Raw genomic sequence first — 17,264 nt, 5'->3', positions numbered from 1 at the left:
GCGGGCTTGACGCCCATCGGTCTCGCGAGGCGGGCCTGGGTGTGACGGCGGCCCGTTCTCACGCTTGGTAAGGACGATAGTCAGGAGGGGCGGGGAGCGTCAACCAAGTAAGTAACTGGTGAGTGGGTAAGGCGGGCGAGGGGATCGATATATCCCTGTCTCTGCGCAATTTCATCAAATTCGATCTGGACATCCCAGGGTTGCATATCGCAGGCTGTAAGCCGCTCATGGGAGCTGTCACTTTGAACTCTGATGAAATGAGCGATCTGGACAGGGAGATCAAGAGTCTTGCGCAGCAGATTGATAGCGCGCCTAAACTAAGTGATACTACAGTTCTAAAAGAATTGGATGAGCGTTGTGTGCGCATTTTGTCGATTGCCGACAGCCGCAACGCCTCAAGAATATGGTATTATCGCAGCAATATTTACAGTTCTCTTCAGAATTTAACTGACCCGCGAAGCTGGAAATGGCGACAACCTGATCGCGAGCGCCAGATCCTCTATCTTCGGCGCGCGCGTGCCGAACTCGGCTTTTCGGAGCTCTCCTCTTTGATTCGCGCGCAAATAACGACCAATCTTGCCAATAGCCTCAACAGCCTTGGCCGAGGCGTCGAGGCCATCGAAATCTACGAGATGGCCCTTGATCATCATCCAGATTTCGCGATGGCACTCGCCAACCGTGGCCGGGCTCTGATCGACTTGGCGCGGTGCCTTCGCGACTCTGGCTATGTCGCTCCAATTCTGCTCGCGGCCCATCACGATTTGACGGCGGCAGCTTCGCCGCAGGCCGTCTGGGACGGCCTTTACCCAGGCATGCGGGACAACTTCATTGTCAAGATACGCGAGATAGAAGCCGTCATGGACGTTTCGGCGGTACGCGCGGAGACCAGACTGGAAGGCCATAATTTGGGACGGTCGAATCGTGAGAAAGCATACAGGCGGTGGGCGCTAGACAATCGGTTGTTCTTGAGCCCGTTAAATGTTTTGGGCCCGCACACGATTGCGGCGACCGACCATTTCGGTCTTCCGGGTTATCGGGCCCCGAGAAACGACCCACCTCAGTTCGTGGCTTGGTATAATCAGCTTATGCAAGAGTACGTAGCCGCGCGGTTGTTCTTCTTTGAATCCACCGAGTTGCCAGCCAATCATTTTGCCGATCGCGAACTGGCGCTGGTTGATACGCTAGACAGCCCAGCCTTCGGTTTGTCACTCGAAAAGATGCGATCTGCGTTTCGCATCGCCTATAGTCTGCTCGATAAGGTCGCAGGCTTTATCAATGCGTATTTCCAGCTCGGTTTGAATCCGGAGCGCGTTAATCTTCGCGGCGTTTGGCTAAATCGAAACGGCAGGTCAATCCGATCCGAGTTTCTAGAGCGCCCGAACCTCGCCCTGCGGGGGCTATATTGGCTTGCTCTGGACGTCGTCGGCGAAAGGCCGACCGACGTGGACGCGATCACGCCGGAGGCATCCGAGCTGCACCGCCTTCGGAACGCACTGGAGCACCGCTGTCTTGTTCTTCGCGAGATCGACACCGCTCAGCGGTTCGGCGTCGTCGAGACCGAAACCGTCGAGGTGTTTCTTAGGCAAACGCTGAAGATGATGAAGCTGGCTCGCGCATCTTTGTTGTACCTCTCATTTGCCGTTCATCAGGAAGAGGAGGCGCGCGCGGAGGTGGATCAGCGTTCGGCTTTTGCTATCGACCTACCAGCATATAACGGCCGGCTTCAGATTTGATGGAGGGGTTTCGTTGGGGAAAATGGGGAATGCGGTATGTGTCACCGTAATTACAGAAGTCAGCTAAAGATACGGCATGAGCGTGGAAGGTCGGCACGGTGAATGCCCCTTCCCGGCCCAAAGTCGTTGTTCGCGTCGGACATTTTAATGCTGGCGGCGACCCGATGGGGCGCGCGGGTAGTGGAAAAAGATCGCCATCCTGAAATTCTCCTCTTCCATAGCCGGGAACAATATGGGAACATTTTCCTTAGCCTTCTCATACTCGATCCTCTCGCCCACAGTGGCGAAATCGATTCGGAACGGCTGACGAAGCAGAACGAAACGGGAAGGGACGGAATGAAAGTCGCGGGGCTCTTCGCGGGAATTGGCGGTCTTGAATCGGGATTGGCAGCGGCCGGCCATGAGTCGCTGATGCTCTGCGAGATCTGGGCGCCTGCCCGCGCGGTCTTGTCGGCTAGATTTCCAGACGTGCCGATCGAGACGGATGTTGTCGACCTCAAGGCGCTGCCCACGGAGACCGAAGTCGTCGTCGGCGGATTCCCCTGCCAGGACCTGAGCCAGGCGGGTATGACGGCCGGTATCGCCGGCAAGCGCTCAGGCCTCGTCGGTCATGTTTTCAGGCTGTTGGACCAACGCCCAGTGCCTTGGGTCGTGCTCGAGAACGTCTCCTTCATGCTCCACCTCGACAAGGGACGAGGGTTGCGAACGCTGATCGAGGCATTCGAGGAGCGGGGCTACCGGTGGGCCTATCGGGTGGTGAATTCTCTGGCCTTCCTGCCGCAGCGGCGGGAGCGCGTTCTCTTCGTCGCGACGACGACCGATGTCGATCCGGCCGCGGTTCTGTTCTCGAGCGATGCGGCAGCTCACGACCCCGATACGACGCTCTCGACGCATGCGCACGGCTTCTACTGGACGGAGGGCATCCGCGGCCTCGGCTGGGCGCCGGATGCGATCCCGACGCTCAAGAACGGCTCGACGGTCGGCATCGCTTCGCCGCCGGCGATCATGCTTCCGAGCGGCGAAGTGGTGACGCCCGACATTCGCGATGCCGAGCGGCTACAGGGATTCGAGGCCGGTTGGACAGAGCCGGCGACGACTGTCGGACGCGCTTCCTTGCGGTGGTCGCTCGTCGGCAATGCTGTGACGGTACCTGTCGCGAAGTGGCTCGGCGAACAGCTGGCGAACCCTGGCTCCTACGACGCGCATCGTGATCGCGATCTCGCAAGCGACGGGCGTTGGCCGAAGGCCGCACGCTTCGATGGCGATCGGCGGCGGGGAGTGGAGATCGGCAAGTTCCCCGTCTGGCGAGAACGCCCTGCGCTCGTGGAGTTCTTGCGTTTCGACGGGAAACCGCTGTCCGAGCGCGCCACGCGAGGATTTCTCTCGCGGACGGACCGAAGCACGCTCCGCTTCCTGCCCGATTTCCTGGAGCGGTTGCGCCGACACCTCGATTACATGGAAGGTGGAGGTGGCCTCTTTGCGCCGAGCTATGAGCTCTCGGCCGTCGCGGCCGAATGAGGCTGCCGAAGCCCGGCGATCCGAAACGCCGTGCGCTCATGGCGCGGGTTCGTCAACAGGGTACCGCGGCCGAACTTACTGTCGCCGCCGCACTCAGAAGCGCGGGACACGCCTACCGCCTCAATGTCAGGTCGCTTCCGGGATCGCCCGACTTCGCCAACCGCAAGCGGAAATGGGCGATCTTCGTCCACGGTTGCTTCTGGCATCAGCACACCGGATGCAAACGCGCGACGATTCCCAAAGCGAACGAAGCGTTCTGGCGGGACAAGTTCGGGGCCAACCGTCGTCGCGACGCCAGGGCGCTCCGGGCGCTGCGTGGCGTCGGATTTCGAGTCGCGATCGTCTGGGAGTGCGAGATCGCCGATGGCGAGGCGCTGGCCGCCAGACTGTCAAAGATCCTTGAATCGCGTCGCGTAGATATGCCCAAGCCGGTCGATCATTGAGGCGTAATGATAGATGTCACCGGGCTGCGGTGCCGGGGGCGCCCCGATGAGCTCCACTGGGGAGCCATCGTTCACACAATCGACGACAACGATCGATAAGGCATCATAGCCGGTCTCGCCGGTCTTCGACCGCTTGGGCAATTGACGGATCTTGTCGACGGCGAGGCTCGCGTCACGCGGCTGGTTGTGTGTGCTCCATTCGGGATCGGCCGCGCGGTTCTTCTTGTTGAGATCCGGGCTGAGATAGCGGCTCGCGATGTTGACCATGGCGAAGCCCGCGGCGATCGCCTGATCCGTCGCACCGTGCACAGTCAGATGCGAAGAGTTGAGTTCGTCGTAGAGACGGGGCAGGGCACGCTGGTGGGCGGTCATGCAAGCCTTGGCCTCGAGGGCCATGAGGACACTGCCGACCGGAGCTTGGTGCAACACCGGCAGCCCGGCGAGCTCCGTTCGTTCCTTTTCGGTGAGCTCGATCCCGTAGCCCTCTGCCATCGAGTGCAAGGTCCGATCTGAAGGCTTGCCGCCGGCGCCCGAAGCCGCGCACAGGACGAGATCCAGATTCTTCTTCCTATCGTGCACGAAGTCGCGCATCTCGTGATTGATACCGAAATGCACACGGCCGGTCTCGACGTGGCGGCGTAGTAGCGGGGCGGTTCGCAACAGATCGAAGACGATGCCCCAGCAGGCCACCTTGGAATGATGATCGCTGCGGGAATGGTATTGCCAGCGATTGCCGTAACGATCTTCACGTGTCGTCTTCGATAGTGTGCGGATGAGGATTTCCGGGCCGTACATGTCATTCCTGGTGGATGAATCGCCGATGCCTACCGACACAGCATTAAGGCCAAGATCAAAGTAAGTCGACGAACGGCGATGAGCTTGCGTCGTCTCCGGATTGACCACTACGCCGCAATCGGCGGCTGAGACAATCCAGCAGGCCCTGATTTCGCTGTCTAAGGGGGCTCGCTTTCACGGCCGCTGGCCGACAGGCACCGGCGCTGTCGTGGCCGCAACTATCGTCGGCGTCGCCGGCCCAGCCGCAGCGAAGGCGCCCGGCAACCCCGCCACCGGAACCCTCGCACGGGGCCTCGCCCTCTGCCGCTCGCGAGCAGGCACCTGCACCGCCGGCACCGGAATGATCGCCGCCAGCCTCCCGATCACCGGGTTGGGCGTGTGATCCAGCGCCGCGCCCGAGACGGCGTCGACGCCCATGCCGACGAGGCCGCCGAGCAGCAGGTTGCCGGCGAAGCTGGTGCCGCCTTCGCGCGAAACGGTTGTCTTGACGTCGATAATGGCCGGCTGGAAGCCGTCGCGGGTGAAGGTGACCTGGAATTCCTTGTTGCGGTCCATCGGCATGGTGCAGGGCGCGGTGCAGCTGTGGCCGAGCGAGGTGGTGACGACGGCGCCGCTGGGTTCGCTGGTGAAATGGACCTGATTGGTTGTGCCGCGGATGGCTGTGGCACAGCCGCCAAGCATCGTCGCGCCGAGCGCGACGGCCAAGAGTTTACGCATGAACACTTCCCCCCAAGCGTGCGTCTTTCGCGCTCCGCTACCGGAAGGTTAGCAAAGGATGAAGGGGGTGCGTCAAGAGGAAACGGGGAGGGCGGTTGTGCGTAGAACCGGGATTGACGTTGTGGGATTGGGGGCGGGGATGTACGTGCGCTCCTATGTTTCTGCTGAGCAGGGCGCGGGGGCTTCACCCGCGCTCTCGGCGCATGTCGTGGATATGATTTCGCAGGGTTGAAGTAGCATTCTGCAACTCCTGGACCCCCTTCCCGTCGCTTCGCTCCGCCGGGGGTGACGTAGTGGTGCACCAGCCCGGCCGGGTTCCCTTCACGGCTCGGGCCTCTTCACGGCGCCGCTTCCCGTCACGGCGCGGTTCCCTTCACCGCACGGGCCACCGCCACGTAGGAGCGGGCGCCGTCGGTTTCACCGTCGAGATAGGCCGCGCGGACCGCTTCGTGGAGCCTGGCATAGGCCGGCGCGTCGAGGGTCGCGACATAGTCGGCGACCGGCCCGTCCTTGCCGGTATAGGGCGCCCAATAATCGTCGAAAGAGGCGAAATCCATGCGGATGGTCAGTTCGGTGGCGCGGATGTCGGCGAAGCCGGCCTGGTGCCAGGCGGCGAGCAGTTCGCCCTGCCGGGTCATCGGGCGGGTCAGGTGGTGGGCGCGCCTGACCGCCGCGGCGGGATCGAGGGCGGCCGCGGTGTCGTAGAACATGCGGTTGGCGACGAAGCCGCCACGGGCGTCCCAGACGGCGGCCGCAACCGTGGCGCCGGGACGGGCGACGCGGCGCATCTCGGCGACCGCCCGGTCCGGCGTGGCGACGAAGTGCAGCATCAGCAGCGATAGGACCCGGTCGAAGGCGGCATCGGGAAAGGGCAGGGCGCAGGCGTCGGCCACCTGGAAGGAGAGCCGGGGATCGACATTCAGCCGCGCGGCGTGCGCGACATAGGGCGCGGCATAATCGACCCCGCAGATCTCGCCAAGGCCCGCTTGGCCCGCCAGCAGAAAGGCCAGGCTGCCGGTGCCGCAGCCGACATCCAGCACCCGCTCGCCGCCGGCGGTGCCGGCAAAGGCCAGGAAGGGCACCGCGAGCCGGCGGCTCCACCGGCCCATCAGCAGCTCATAACCGTCGCCATCGCTGGCTTGGAAGGTCGATGCAGGCTCCATGGCGCACCCGTCGATCCGAGGGGACGGATGGTACCATGAAGCGCGGCATCGGGTCATTGGCGGGCCCGCACCTCGTGGCCGTCAGCGCACTTCGCCCGGCGCCACCCAGAAGGTCCTGCCGTCATGGGTCACCTTGATGGCGCGGTCCGGGCCGGCCTCGACATAGGTGACGCGGGTGCCGGCGGCGATGGGCTGGCAGCGGACATAGAGGAAGCCGCGCGCCTCCTCCTGGTCGGCGGCGCTGATAGTCGGGCCCTTGGAGAGCTGCAGGCTGCGCCAGGCCATCATTTGCGCCACCGGCGCGGCGGTCGGGCAGCCATAGACGCCGGCGCCGATCTCGCCCTGGCGCTCCTGGGCGAGCGCCGGAACGGCGGCGAGGGCCGTGAGGCCAAGGGCGGCGAGAAGAGGGGTTTTCATCGAAGTCATGCCTTTTCGTCTGGTCGCGTGTCGGTCGGCGGCGCGGCCGCCGGGCGGGCTGTGTGCCGGGCGAAATCGGCAAAAAGGTGACGTAAGGGAATGTCGGGTATTTTTGAGCGGCCGCGAAGGCCGCGTTACCCCCTTCGCGCCCAAGATTGCCCATGCCTCTTGTGGTAAAATTGCCCGGTCCGGGGCGTTCTCGGCTCCGGTTTTTTAAGCAAACCAAGGGGAGGACGGGCATGACGACAGTGGTCGGGACCCACGCGGTGGGCAATATGGACACCTGGCTCGGCGGCGGGGAGAGCCGCAAGGCGGTGTTCGCGACATTCTGCTCGCGCTACCGGATTTTCCGGCACAGCGACGCCAGCAAGGTCTCGATCGTCTGGGAGGATGTCGACCTCGCCAAGATGCAGGCGACACTCGGCGCGGCCGAAACCGCGGCGGCCAAGGCCAAACATACCGTCATCGACCCGGTCGAGATCTATATCGAGATCGAAGGCAGCGCCTGATCCCGCGGCGGGCGTCCTGTCCAGGCCTGACCGCGCCCGCCCACCATGGCGGGCGCCGCCTCGTGATGGGCTAACGCACCTCGCCGGGCGCCGCCCAGAAGCTGCGGCCGATGGCGAATGGACTGATCCGGCCCAGGCCTGACCTCGCATGCCCAGCACTTCGTCCTGGCCGGGCTTGTACCGGCCATCCACGCATGTTTTGGGCCGAAGCAAGTCGTGGATGGCCGGGACAAGCCCGGCCAGGACGATGAGCGCTCCGCTAGCCCCGCCGGGGAGAGGCGAAGGTGCCGGGTCTCGTGCCAAGCAGCGCCCCGGTGGAGAGCCGGTGCCGCCGGCTCCACGCCGGCGACACCTTCAGCTCACGCCCCGGATTTCAAGAGCCCCGGATCGATCGGCAAGGTGCGGATGCGTTTGGCCGTGGCGGCGAAGATGGCATTGGTCACCGCCGGGCTGACGGCCGAGGTCGCCACCTCGCCGAGCCCGCCGGGGGCTTCGGTATTTTTCACCACATGGGTCTCGATGACCGGCACCTCGTCGATGCGCATCGGCCGGTAGCTGTCGAAATTGCCCTGTTCCACCCGGCCGTCCTTCAGCGTGATGGCGCCGTAAAGCGCGGCGGTGAGGCCGAACAGCGCGCCGCCCTGGACCTGGGCTTCCAGCGTGTCGGGATTGACCACGATGCCGCAATCGACGGCCGCGACGATGCGGTGCACCCGCACCTGGCCGTCGGGCGCCACCTCGACCTCGGCGACCAGCGCGAGATAACTGCCGAAGGCGAATTGCAGGGAGATGCCGCGGCCGCGCCTGGCCGGCAGAGCCGAACCCCAGCCGGCCTTTTCAGCCGCCAGGTTCAACACGGCCAGCGCCCGTGGATTGTGGCCGAGCAGGGCGCGGCGATAGGCCACCGGGTCCTGTTTCGCCGCGGCCGCCAGCTCGTCGATGAAGCTTTCGACCACGAAGACATTGTGGGTGGGGCCAACGCCACGCCACCAGGAGGTGGGAATGCCCGGCGGTTCGACCCGGACATAATCGACATGGATATTGGGGAAGGCATAGGGCGGCTCGGCCGCGCCCTCCACCGCGTCGGGGTCGAGGCCATTGACGAAGGCGGCCGGCACGTAGCGCGCCATGATGGATGAGCCGGAGACCCGGTGGGTCCAGGCCACCGGCTTGCCCTGGGCGTCCAGGCCGGCGGCCAGCCGGTCGTAATAATAGGGCCGGTACATGTCGTGCTGGATGTCTTCCTCGCGGCTCCAGACCACTTTCACCGGCCCTCGCACTGCCAAAGCGATCTTCACGGCGAGAATGGTGCCGTCGACATCGAGCCGGCGGCCGAAACCGCCGCCGAGCAGGTGGTTGTGCACGGTGATCCTGGCCGGCGGCAGGCCGGTGACGGCGGCCGCGGCGGCCACGGTGAAGGTCGGCACCTGCGTGCCGACCCAGATGTCGCAGGCGTCGGGGCGGACATGCACGGTGCAGTTCATCGGCTCCATCGTGGCATGCGCCAGGAAGGGCAATTGATAGATCGCCTCGATGCGTTGCGCGGCGCCGGCCAGCGCCTTGGCCGCATCGCCTTCGTTGCGCGCCACCGCGCCCGGCTGTTTCGAGGCCTCGTCGAGCTGGCGGATGATGTCGGCGCTGGAGAGCCTGGCATTCGGCCCGTCGTCCCACTGGATGGCGGCGGCCGCGAGCCCCTTCTTGGCGGCGCCCATATGGTCGGCGACGACAGCCACGGCCTCGTCGATGATGACGACCTGGCGCACGCCTTTGACCGCGCGGGCAGCGGCCTGGTTCACCGTTTTCGGCTTGCCGCCGAAGACCGGCGAGACGGCGATCGCCGCGATGCCCATGCCGGGCAGCTTGACGTCGATGCCGAAGGCGGCGCGGCCGGTGACCTTGTCGGGCGCATCCACGCGTTTCGCCGGCGTGCCGATCAAGGTGAAGTCTTTCGGCTGTTTCAAGGTGACGCTGGCCGGCGCCGGCACCGGCAGGGCCGCGGCGGCGGCCGCCAGTTCGCCATAACCGAGCCGGCGCGAGCCGCCGTCCGAGACGACGCCATGGCTGGCCTTGCAGGTCGCGGGGTCGACGCCCCATTCCTTGGCGGCGGCCGCGATCAGCAGGCCGCGGGCGGTGGCGCCGGCCTGGCGCAAGGGCGTCCAGAAGCCGCGGATCGAGGTGGAGCCGCCGGTCATCTGGGCGCCGAGCAAGGCATTGGCGTAGAGCTTGTCGTCGGGCGGGGCATGGGCGACGGTGACCTCGTCGAGATCGACCTCCAGCTCCTCGGCGATCAGCATGGCGAGCGAGGTATAGGTGCCCTGGCCCATCTCGATCATCGGCATGACCAGGGTGATGCCGCCCTGGTTGTCGATGCGGATGAAGGCATCGGGGGTGAAGTTCCGCTGGGGCTGGGCCAAGGCCGGGCCGAGGCCCGTGGGCAGGACGACGGCGACGACCAGGCCGGCGCCGGTTTTCAGGAGGGCGCGGCGGTCGAGAGCAGGGGCGAGTGTTGCGTTCGACATGGTGCTCTCCCCCTTAAGCGGCGGCTTGGTGAATGGCGGCGCGGATGCGCTGATAGGTGCCGCAGCGGCAGACATTGCTGGACATGGCGGCGTCGATCGCGGCATCGTCCGGTTTCGGCGTCTCGGCGAGCAGGGCCGCCGCCGCCATCAGCTGGCCCGACTGGCAATAACCGCATTGCACCACTTCGAGATCGAGCCAGGCTTTCTGGAGGGCTTTGCCCTGGGATGTCTCGCTCAAGGCCTCGATGGTGGTGACCTTGGCGGTGCCCAGGCTCTCCACCGGGGTGACGCAGGAGCGCGTCGCAACCCCGTCGACATGCACGGTGCAGGCGCCGCAGAGCGCCGCGCCGCAGCCGAATTTGGTGCCGGTCAGTCCAAGCACGTCGCGCAGCACCCAGAGCAGCGGCGTGTCGCCGTCGACATCGACGCTGTGGGCGGTTCCGTTGATGGTGAGGGTGATCGCCATGGCTGCCTCGCGGAGGTGTGGAGATTGGAAGCGCTCCAACATAGGACCATGATCGCCCGATGGCAGCGGGCGCCGGGTGATGCTCGCGAAGAGTTGTAGGGGCGGGGCGTTGCGGGGCGAGCTACGTCACCCCCGGCGAGCGAAGCGAGGGAAGGGGTCCAGCAGCCAACAAGGCGGCCCGCCCAGTGCATGTTCGTCGAGCTGGTTTCTCGACGTTGGGGGCAGGTGCCCTGCAACTCCTGGACCCCCTTCCCGTCGCCCGGGGGTGACGTCGGTGGTTCAGGTGCGAGCCTCGTCCGGCTCACTGCCGCGGCGCCGCCTCCAGCACACGGGCGAGGCCGGCGGCGGCGGCGCGGATCATGGCCGGCGGGGTGGTGGCGAAACCGAGGATCAGGCCGGGCGTTGCAGGCCCCTTGCGATCCTGGCGCCAGACCGACAGCGGGCGGGTCTCGATGCCGGCCGCGGCGGCGCGGCGGGTTATCGCGACATCGTCGCCATGGCGGAGGAGCCGGGCGGCAATATCGAGCCCGGCCTCGATCGGCGGCACGGCGACGAGGCCCGTCCAATAGTCGCGCGCCGCGGCGTTCAGGGCCTCGGCGCGTTCGCCATAGATGACCCGCATGCGCCTGACATGGCGGCCGAAATGGCCTTCGGTGATGAAATCGGCCAGCACGACCTGGGTCATCAGCGGCGCGTGGCGGGCGGTCAGCGAAAGCGCCGCGGCGAAGGGCTCGCGCAGCCGATCGGGCAGCACAACGAAGGCGAGCCGGAGGCCCGGAAACATCAGCTTGCTGAAGGTGCCGGCATAGATGACCTTGTCGGCGCGATCGAGGCTCTTCAGCGCGGCGAGCGGCCGGCCGGCGAAACGGTATTCGCCGTCATAATCATCCTCGAAGACGATGGCGCCGGTCTCGGCCGCCCAGGCGATGAGGCGCATGCGGCGGGCGAGGCTGAGCGGCACGCCGAGCGGCGCCTGGCGCGCCGGCGTGACATGGACGAAACGGGCAGACGGCGCGCGGGCGAGCGCGTCAGCGACATCCAGGCCTTCGGCATCGACGGAAACCGGCACCAGCACCGCACCGGCGGCGGCCAGCACCTGGGCGGCGGCGGGGTAGCCGGGGTCCTCGACGACGGCCTGGTCGCCGGGATCCAGCGTCAGGCGGGCGGCGAGATCCAGCGCTTGCTGGACGCTGCCGACCACCACGACATCGTCGGGCCCGCAGGCAAAACCGCGGCTTGCCGCGACATGGGCGGCAATCGCCTCGCGCAGCGGCCGGTAACCGCGCGGGTCGCCATCGGCCAGCAGGCCGCGCTGGTTGAGCCGCGACCGCCTGGCGGCAAGCCGGGTCCAGAGGCCCAAGGGAAAGGCTTCGAGATCCGGCTGGCCGGCGCGAAAGGCCTGGGTCCCGGCCGCCGGCGGGACCATGGGAAAGCGCGGGCGGGCCAGCGCCTCGCCGCGGGCCGACAGCCCCGGGTCGAGCGCCGGCACCGGCTGCGGCCGGCGGGCGCGCGGCGGTTCGGCGAGCCTTGCCGCCACCACCGTGCCGCGGCCAACCTGGCCCCGGACATACCCCTCGTCGGCGAGCTGGCCATAGGCCGCGACCACCGTGCCGCGCGAAACGCCGTGAAGGCGGGCCAGGTCCCGGCTTGCCGGCAGAAGCGCGCCGGCGATGAGCCGTCCGTCGAGAATGGCCCGGCGGATCTCCCGGGTGAGCCAGTCCTGGCGGGTGAGGCCGGCGCCGGGCGGCGCCAGCACCAGCATGCGGTCATCGGCCTGGCGCATGGACGGCTCCGGATTGGTCCAGTCAAAAATCTCTAAATGGATCTTCCTGACGAGCCAATATGGCCGATGATCCCGATGTCAGCCAGCCGGAGAACCACCCATGCAGACCGAACGAATGGCCCTGTTGAACGCCCATGTCGCCGCCGAGAATGCCCATCGCATGGCGGAAACGCTCGCCACCCTGCACCAGGACTGCCTGTTCGAGGACATGGCGACGGGCCAGGTGTTCCATGGCCGGGCTGGCGCGGAGGCCCATTACCGCCAGTGGTGGGACGCTTTCGGCCTGACCTTTTCGCGCGGCGCGGAAGACCGCGGCCATTGGACCGAGGACGGCAGCTATGTCGGGCAAGGCCGGTTCGAGGGCCGGCATGTCGGCACTTTCCTCGGCATTCCGCCGACCGGCAAGCTGGTCAGCTACCGGTTCTGCGTCTTTGTCGGGTTCCGCGACGGGCTGATGGCCGGCGAGCGGTTCTATTACGACCTCGCCGGCCTGTTGCGGCAGGTCGATGCCGCGGACTGGCGCCCGGAGGCGGCGGCATGATCCGCTGGAGCGCCCGGGCGATGATCGCGCTCGGCCTCCTGCATCTCGGTGTGCTCGGCCTCGATGCCGCGGCCGACATGCCGGGCTGGCTGAGGCTCGGGCTCTGGACGCTTGAGCACTGGCAGCCGCCGGCCGGCCAGCCGCGCCCGGTCCTCGACAGCAACCTGTCGTTCTGGACGACCGTCGGCAGTTTCGCCGTGCCGCTTTTGATCCTGGCGCAACTGGTGCTCTGGCTCGACCGGCGCGGCCTGCCGGTGCCGGCCTTCATTGGCTGGTCGCTGGCGGCCTGGCTGACGGTCGCCGCCCTGGTGATCGAGCCGAGCGGCTTTCCGGTCGGGGTGGCGGCGGCAGGCTGCCTGATTGTCGGGAGTGACCGGCAGGGGCGGTGAGGGGGTGCATCGACGGCGTCGAGCGTCCTACGTCATCCCCGGCGGAGCCCAGGCAGAAGCCCCTGCTTCTGCCTGGGCTCCGCCGGGGATGACGCACGCTGCTTCAGGCGCGCGCCGCGTTGGGCTCGCGGGGCCTTTGGCCCGCTATTTCGGGCCGTTGGCGAGCCGCCGCTCCCAGGCATAGGCGTGCTCGACGATCTCGCCGAGGTTTTCATGCGCGGGCACCCAGGCCAGCGTCGCCTTGACGCGCGAGGGATCGGCGACCACGGCCGCGGCATCGCCCGGCCGGCGCGGCGCATAATCGGTGCGGAACTGCACGCGGGTGACCTCGCGCACGGTGTCGATCACCTCCTGCACCGAATAGCCCCGGCCATAGCCACAATTGGCCACCATGCTGGTTCCGCCGGCCCTGAGATAGGCGAGCGCCGCGGAATGGGCGCGGACCAGGTCGGTGACGTGGATATAGTCGCGCACGCAGGTGCCGTCGGGGGTCGGATAATCCGTGCCGAAGACGTCCATCTTGTCGCGCAGGCCCAGGGCGGTCTGCACCGCCACCTTGATCAGATGGGTGGCGTTCGGCGTCGACTGGCCGGTGCGGCCTTTCGGGTCGGCGCCGGCGACGTTGAAATAACGCAGCACGACATAACGGATGTCATGGGCTGCCGCCGCGTCGCGCAGCATCCATTCGGTGATCAGCTTGGAGGTGCCATAGGGGCTTTCCGGCCGGGTCGCCGCGTCCTCGTTGACCGGCATGACCTCGGGCGTGCCATAGACCGCGGCGGTCGAGGAAAAGATGAAGTTCTTCACCCCGGTCGCCACCGCGGCGGCCATCACCGCGCGGGTCTTCACCGTGTTGGCGAGGTAATAACCGAGCGGGTCGGCAACCGAATCCGGCACGACGATGCGCGCGGCGAAATGGATGATGGCGTCGGCGCCGTGATGGCGGATCACCCGCTCGACGAAGTCCTGGTCGCCCATGTCGCCGACCACCAGGGTGGCGCGCTTGTCGACCGCCCAGGCAAAACCGGTGGACAGATTGTCGAGGACGATGACCGGCTCGCCGGCATCCAGCAGTTCGAGGACCATGTGGCTGCCGATATAACCGGCGCCGCCGGTGACGAGCACTGTCATGCGTTACTCCCGCTTGGCCACCCAGCCTGTCGTGGCGGCCCTTCCATCACCCGATAGCCATGAGAGGTCAAGAAACCGCCAAGAGCTTTTGTTGCATTGCAGCGAATGGCTGGTGCCCGGTCAGGGGCATGGCCTCGGGGCTGTCGCCGCGGCCGACCGAGACATAACGCAGCCCTGATCGTTCGGCCGCCAGCGGGTCGAACAGGTTGCGCAGGTCGACCAGCAAAGGGTTTTTCAGCACGCGGCCCAGCGCGCCGAGGTCGAGCGTGCTGAACTCGGCCCATTCGGTGACCAGCACGGCGAGATCGGCGCCTTCGGCCGCCTCGAGCGCGCTTGCCGCCATCACGACACCGGGCAGCAGCGGCGCGGCGTGGGCCATGCCGGCCGGGTCATAGGCGCGGATGCTGGCGCCGGCCTTGATCAGCCGCGGCAGGATGATGAGCGAAGCCGCCGAGCGCATGTCGTCGGTGTCGGGCTTGAAGGTGAGGCCGAGCACCGCAATGGACTTGCCCTGGACCGAGCCGCCGGCGGCGCGGATGATCTTGCGCACCATCTCGCCCTTGCGGGCATCGTTGACCGCAACCGCGGTCTCGACCGAACGCAGGGGCACGCCATGGTCCTGGGCGGTCTTCATCAAGGCCAGCATGTCCTTGGGGAAACAGGAACCGCCGAAACCCGGGCCGGCTTTGAGGAATTTCGCGCCGATGCGGCTGTCGAGCCCGATGCCGCGGGAGACATCCTCGACATCCGCGCCGACCTCCTCGCAGAGATTGGCGATCTCGTTGATGTAGGTGATCTTCAAGGCCAGGAAGCAGTTGGCGGCATATTTGATCAGTTCGGCGGTGCGCCGGTTGGTCGTCACCAGCGGGCTGCCGGCATCGGTGATCGGCGCGTAGAGCGCGGCCATGAGACCGAGCGCCCCGTCGTCCTCGCCGCCGACGACGATGCGGTCGGGCCGCATGAAATCGGCGATGGCGACGCCCTCGCGCAGGAATTCCGGATTGGACACGACGGCGACCCGCGCGTCAGGCGCGACCTCGCGGATGATCGCCTCGACCTCGTCGCCGGTGCCGACCGGCACGGTGGATTTGGTGACGACCAGTGTGAAGCCGGCCAAAGCCTGGGCGATCTCGGCGGCGACAGCATAGACGCTTGCAAGATCGGCATGGCCGTCGGCGGGGCGCGGCGGCGTGCCGACGCAAATGAACACGGCCTGCGACGTGGCGACCGCCGGGGCGAGGCTGGTTTCGAAGCTCAAGCGGCCGGCGGCGGCCGTCTCGGCGACCAGGCGGTCGAGCCCGGCCTCGTAGATCGGCATGACGCCACGCCTCAGCGCCGCGATCTTCGGCCCGTCGCGGTCGACCACCACGACGTCATGGCCAATGGCGGCCAGGCAGGCCCCGGTGACCAGACCGACATAACCGGCTCCGACAATGGTGATCTTCATGGCATCCGACCCCCGGCGCTGCCAGCGCTTCGCGGCGAGTCGGCCCGAAGGCTGGTCCGAAAGTCAGTGGCAGCAAGCCATGACAGGCAAACGACAGGGGGAGACGACGGTCCACTGACCCTCTCCCAGAGGGAGAGGGTGGCAGCGTCAGCTGCCGGGTGAGGGGGCGTCCATATCAGGATGGGGCTGTATGCGGCGTGAGCGTCGGCAGCAGGCCTTGGACCTTACGCCCCTCACCCGGCGCCTGACGGCGCCACCCTCTCCCTCTGGGCTACGACATTCACACATCGTGGGTTGCGAGGAGGATGCGGCTCTGATTCCTTGATCCGCAGCTAGCGGGAGGAAGCAGATGCAGGAGCATGGGCTGGGGCGGTTTGGCGACCGCCGGCTGGAAAAAGGGGGGTCTTTTTGCACCGCCGGCTGGTCGAGTGGGGTGGTCGTGGCATTCGGATTCGGCCGCTGGGCGGCAACCGGCGAGGCGAGATGCGCCTGACCCGTTTGCTGCGCAATCCGGCGGTGACGGTCGAAGAGATGGCGGCGACGGCGCAAGAGCGCACGGCGGAACGGTGTATCGGCCGGCCGGTGCTGGCGATCCAGGACACCACCAGCATCAAGTCGAGCGGCGGCGGTGGGCTTATGTTGCATGCGATGATCGCGGTGGATGCCGAGGACGGCGCCATCCTGGGGTTGGCGCATGCTCAATTCATGAGCCGCGACAAAGGCTTGCGTGGGGAGCGGAAATCCCGCCCATTGGCGGCGAAAGAGAGCCGGCGCTGGCTGGAAGGGGGCGAAGACGCGGCCAGGATCGGGGCGCTGGCTCGTAGCGTGACGGTGATCGCCGATCGCGAGGGCGATATCTTCGAGGCCTTTGCACGACGCCCGAAGGACATCGAGCTTCTGGTCAGGGCGGCCCAAGATCGCAGCCTCGGCGATGGCGGTCGGCTGTTTGCCACCGTGGATGCCTTGCCTGAGGCCGGCCGGACCCTGCTGGACCTGCCGGCCAAGCCCGGCCGCAAGGCGCGCCAGGCGCGACTGGCGGTCCGCTTCATGGCGGCGCAATTGGCACGTCCCAAGGCCGGCACACCAGGACTTGAGGCCCTGCCGGCGAGCGTCGGCATGACGCTGGTCGATATCCGCGAAGTCGATCCACCGGCGGGCGAGCCGGCGGTTCACTGGCGGCTCTTGATCTCGCGCGCGGTCCGCGACATCACCGAAGCCCTGGCGGTGGCCGAGCTCTACCGGCGTCGTTGGGCCATCGAGCAGTTGTTCCGCACCCTGAAGACCCAGGGCTACGACATCGAAGGCCTGCGCATCGCCGAGGATGTGCCCCGTCTCAAGCTGGTCATGGCAGCGCTGGTGGCCGCGGTCAGCGTCCAGCAACTCGTCCATGCTCGTGACGGCGCATCGCCTCAGACCCCGCTCAGGCCGCTCACCGATGCCTTCCAGCCGGAAGATCAGCCCTTGCTCGAGGCGCTCTCGGCCAAGCTGGAGGGCAAGACCCAGCGGCAGAAGAATCCACACCCCAAGGGCTCGCTCGCCTTTGCCGCCTGGGTTTGCGCAAGGCTCGGTGGCTGGACCGGATATTACGGCAAGCCTGGCCCGATGGTCATGCTACAGGGCTGGCTATCCTTCTACGATGCCAAGCAGGGATGGGACGCTCTCGCCCAGGCAAAAGATGTGTGAATCTAGTAGC

The 17,264-nt window shown here is 66.7% G+C and carries 16 protein-coding genes; 7 read left to right on the top strand and 9 right to left on the bottom strand.

Features of this window, described 5'->3' with window-relative positions; translation table 11 throughout:
- Positions 1-122 precede the first annotated feature (122 nt).
- From E8M01_RS02190 to E8M01_RS02180, 3 genes are all read left to right on the top strand, one after another.
- Positions 123-1,733: an LA2681 family HEPN domain-containing protein gene (locus E8M01_RS02190; protein ID WP_136958611.1), complete on the top strand. Its 1,611-nt coding sequence runs from the start codon at positions 123-125 to the stop codon at positions 1,731-1,733.
- Positions 1,734-1,880: 147 nt separating this feature from the next.
- Complete coding sequence (locus tag E8M01_RS02185; protein WP_246088567.1) at positions 1,881-3,251, top strand: DNA cytosine methyltransferase; 1,371 nt, start codon at positions 1,881-1,883, stop codon at positions 3,249-3,251.
- Positions 3,248-3,694 carry a very short patch repair endonuclease gene (locus E8M01_RS02180; RefSeq protein WP_136958610.1) on the top strand — a complete coding sequence of 149 codons (447 nt, stop codon included), beginning with the start codon at positions 3,248-3,250 and terminating at the stop codon, positions 3,692-3,694. The genes E8M01_RS02185 and E8M01_RS02180 overlap by 4 nt, the downstream gene beginning before the upstream one ends.
- On the opposite strand, the gene E8M01_RS02175 is transcribed toward E8M01_RS02180, so the two are convergent.
- From E8M01_RS02175 to E8M01_RS02160, 4 genes are all read right to left on the bottom strand, one after another.
- A complete protein-coding gene (locus E8M01_RS02175) occupies positions 3,641-4,489 on the bottom strand; it encodes a hypothetical protein (RefSeq protein WP_136958609.1) in 849 nt (282 codons plus the stop codon). The two genes, E8M01_RS02180 and E8M01_RS02175, sit on opposite strands and share 54 nt — an antisense overlap.
- A 174-nt stretch (positions 4,490-4,663) precedes the next feature.
- Entirely contained in the window at positions 4,664-5,206 is a 543-nt protein-coding gene (locus E8M01_RS02170) for a translation initiation factor 2 (protein WP_136958608.1), read from the bottom strand.
- 356 nt (positions 5,207-5,562) lie between these two features.
- Positions 5,563-6,369: a class I SAM-dependent methyltransferase gene (locus tag E8M01_RS02165; RefSeq protein ID WP_136958607.1), complete on the bottom strand. Its 807-nt coding sequence runs from the start codon at positions 6,367-6,369 to the stop codon at positions 5,563-5,565.
- Positions 6,370-6,450: 81 nt separating this feature from the next.
- Positions 6,451-6,786 (bottom strand): hypothetical protein, encoded by a 336-nt coding sequence (locus E8M01_RS02160; protein ID WP_136958606.1) that lies wholly within the window; start codon positions 6,784-6,786, stop codon positions 6,451-6,453.
- 239 nt (positions 6,787-7,025) lie between these two features.
- Between E8M01_RS02160 and E8M01_RS02155 the strand changes: the two genes are divergently transcribed.
- Positions 7,026-7,295: a hypothetical protein gene (locus tag E8M01_RS02155; RefSeq protein ID WP_136958605.1), complete on the top strand. Its 270-nt coding sequence runs from the start codon at positions 7,026-7,028 to the stop codon at positions 7,293-7,295.
- A 359-nt stretch (positions 7,296-7,654) separates the two neighbouring features.
- Here the strand turns inward: E8M01_RS02155 and E8M01_RS02150 are convergent, their stop codons facing one another.
- The 3 genes from E8M01_RS02150 to pdxR all read right to left on the bottom strand — a co-directional run bounded on the left by E8M01_RS02150 (position 7,655) and on the right by pdxR (position 12,063).
- Positions 7,655-9,814, bottom strand: coding sequence for a xanthine dehydrogenase family protein molybdopterin-binding subunit (locus E8M01_RS02150; protein ID WP_136958604.1), 2,160 nt, complete (start codon positions 9,812-9,814; stop codon positions 7,655-7,657).
- Between the two features lie 13 nt (positions 9,815-9,827).
- On the bottom strand, positions 9,828-10,280 hold the full coding sequence (locus E8M01_RS02145) for a (2Fe-2S)-binding protein (protein ID WP_136958603.1): 453 nt from the start codon (positions 10,278-10,280) through the stop codon (positions 9,828-9,830).
- 301 nt (positions 10,281-10,581) lie between these two features.
- The gene (pdxR, locus tag E8M01_RS02140) at positions 10,582-12,063 is read right to left on the bottom strand and encodes a MocR-like pyridoxine biosynthesis transcription factor PdxR (protein ID WP_136958602.1); all 1,482 of its coding nucleotides are present in this window, start codon (positions 12,061-12,063) and stop codon (positions 10,582-10,584) included.
- A 100-nt stretch (positions 12,064-12,163) separates the two neighbouring features.
- Between pdxR and E8M01_RS02135 the strand changes: the two genes are divergently transcribed.
- Positions 12,164-12,604, top strand: a complete 441-nt coding sequence (locus E8M01_RS02135; RefSeq protein ID WP_136958601.1) for an ester cyclase — start codon at positions 12,164-12,166, stop codon at positions 12,602-12,604.
- A complete protein-coding gene (locus E8M01_RS02130; protein WP_170181732.1) occupies positions 12,601-12,993 on the top strand; it encodes a DUF6463 family protein in 393 nt (130 codons plus the stop codon). Before E8M01_RS02135 ends, E8M01_RS02130 begins: the two co-directional genes overlap by 4 nt.
- A 144-nt stretch (positions 12,994-13,137) precedes the next feature.
- Here the strand turns inward: E8M01_RS02130 and galE are convergent, their stop codons facing one another.
- Both galE and E8M01_RS02120 read right to left on the bottom strand, forming a co-directional pair.
- Complete coding sequence (gene galE / locus E8M01_RS02125) at positions 13,138-14,124, bottom strand: UDP-glucose 4-epimerase GalE (protein WP_136958600.1); 987 nt, start codon at positions 14,122-14,124, stop codon at positions 13,138-13,140.
- A gap of 67 nt (positions 14,125-14,191) precedes the next feature.
- Positions 14,192-15,571: a UDP-glucose dehydrogenase family protein gene (locus E8M01_RS02120; RefSeq protein WP_136958599.1), complete on the bottom strand. Its 1,380-nt coding sequence runs from the start codon at positions 15,569-15,571 to the stop codon at positions 14,192-14,194.
- 483 nt (positions 15,572-16,054) lie between these two features.
- Here E8M01_RS02120 and E8M01_RS02115 point away from each other — a divergent pair, with 483 nt between their 5' ends.
- Complete coding sequence (locus E8M01_RS02115; RefSeq protein ID WP_136958598.1) at positions 16,055-17,254, top strand: IS4 family transposase; 1,200 nt, start codon at positions 16,055-16,057, stop codon at positions 17,252-17,254.
- Positions 17,255-17,264 lie beyond the last annotated feature (10 nt).

The sequence above is a fragment of the Phreatobacter stygius genome (assembly GCF_005144885.1).
GTDB lineage: Bacteria > Pseudomonadota > Alphaproteobacteria > Rhizobiales > Phreatobacteraceae > Phreatobacter > Phreatobacter stygius.
This window is presented reverse-complemented; position numbering and strand designations above follow the sequence as displayed.

Coding starts and splice junctions, on each gene's coding strand:
- E8M01_RS02175 (WP_136958609.1), bottom strand. CDS start 4,489: ATGTACGGCCCGGAAATCCTCATCCGCACACTATCGAAGACGACACGT.
- E8M01_RS02120 (WP_136958599.1), bottom strand. CDS start 15,571: ATGAAGATCACCATTGTCGGAGCCGGTTATGTCGGTCTGGTCACCGGG.
- E8M01_RS02135 (WP_136958601.1), top strand. CDS start 12,164: ATGCAGACCGAACGAATGGCCCTGTTGAACGCCCATGTCGCCGCCGAG.
- E8M01_RS02115 (WP_136958598.1), top strand. CDS start 16,055: ATGCGCCTGACCCGTTTGCTGCGCAATCCGGCGGTGACGGTCGAAGAG.
- galE (WP_136958600.1), bottom strand. CDS start 14,124: ATGACAGTGCTCGTCACCGGCGGCGCCGGTTATATCGGCAGCCACATG.
- pdxR (WP_136958602.1), bottom strand. CDS start 12,063: ATGCGCCAGGCCGATGACCGCATGCTGGTGCTGGCGCCGCCCGGCGCC.
- E8M01_RS02160 (WP_136958606.1), bottom strand. CDS start 6,786: ATGAAAACCCCTCTTCTCGCCGCCCTTGGCCTCACGGCCCTCGCCGCC.
- E8M01_RS02165 (WP_136958607.1), bottom strand. CDS start 6,369: ATGGAGCCTGCATCGACCTTCCAAGCCAGCGATGGCGACGGTTATGAG.
- E8M01_RS02180 (WP_136958610.1), top strand. CDS start 3,248: ATGAGGCTGCCGAAGCCCGGCGATCCGAAACGCCGTGCGCTCATGGCG.
- E8M01_RS02145 (WP_136958603.1), bottom strand. CDS start 10,280: ATGGCGATCACCCTCACCATCAACGGAACCGCCCACAGCGTCGATGTC.
- E8M01_RS02155 (WP_136958605.1), top strand. CDS start 7,026: ATGACGACAGTGGTCGGGACCCACGCGGTGGGCAATATGGACACCTGG.
- E8M01_RS02130 (WP_170181732.1), top strand. CDS start 12,601: ATGATCCGCTGGAGCGCCCGGGCGATGATCGCGCTCGGCCTCCTGCAT.
- E8M01_RS02170 (WP_136958608.1), bottom strand. CDS start 5,206: ATGCGTAAACTCTTGGCCGTCGCGCTCGGCGCGACGATGCTTGGCGGC.
- E8M01_RS02150 (WP_136958604.1), bottom strand. CDS start 9,814: ATGTCGAACGCAACACTCGCCCCTGCTCTCGACCGCCGCGCCCTCCTG.
- E8M01_RS02185 (WP_246088567.1), top strand. CDS start 1,881: ATGCTGGCGGCGACCCGATGGGGCGCGCGGGTAGTGGAAAAAGATCGC.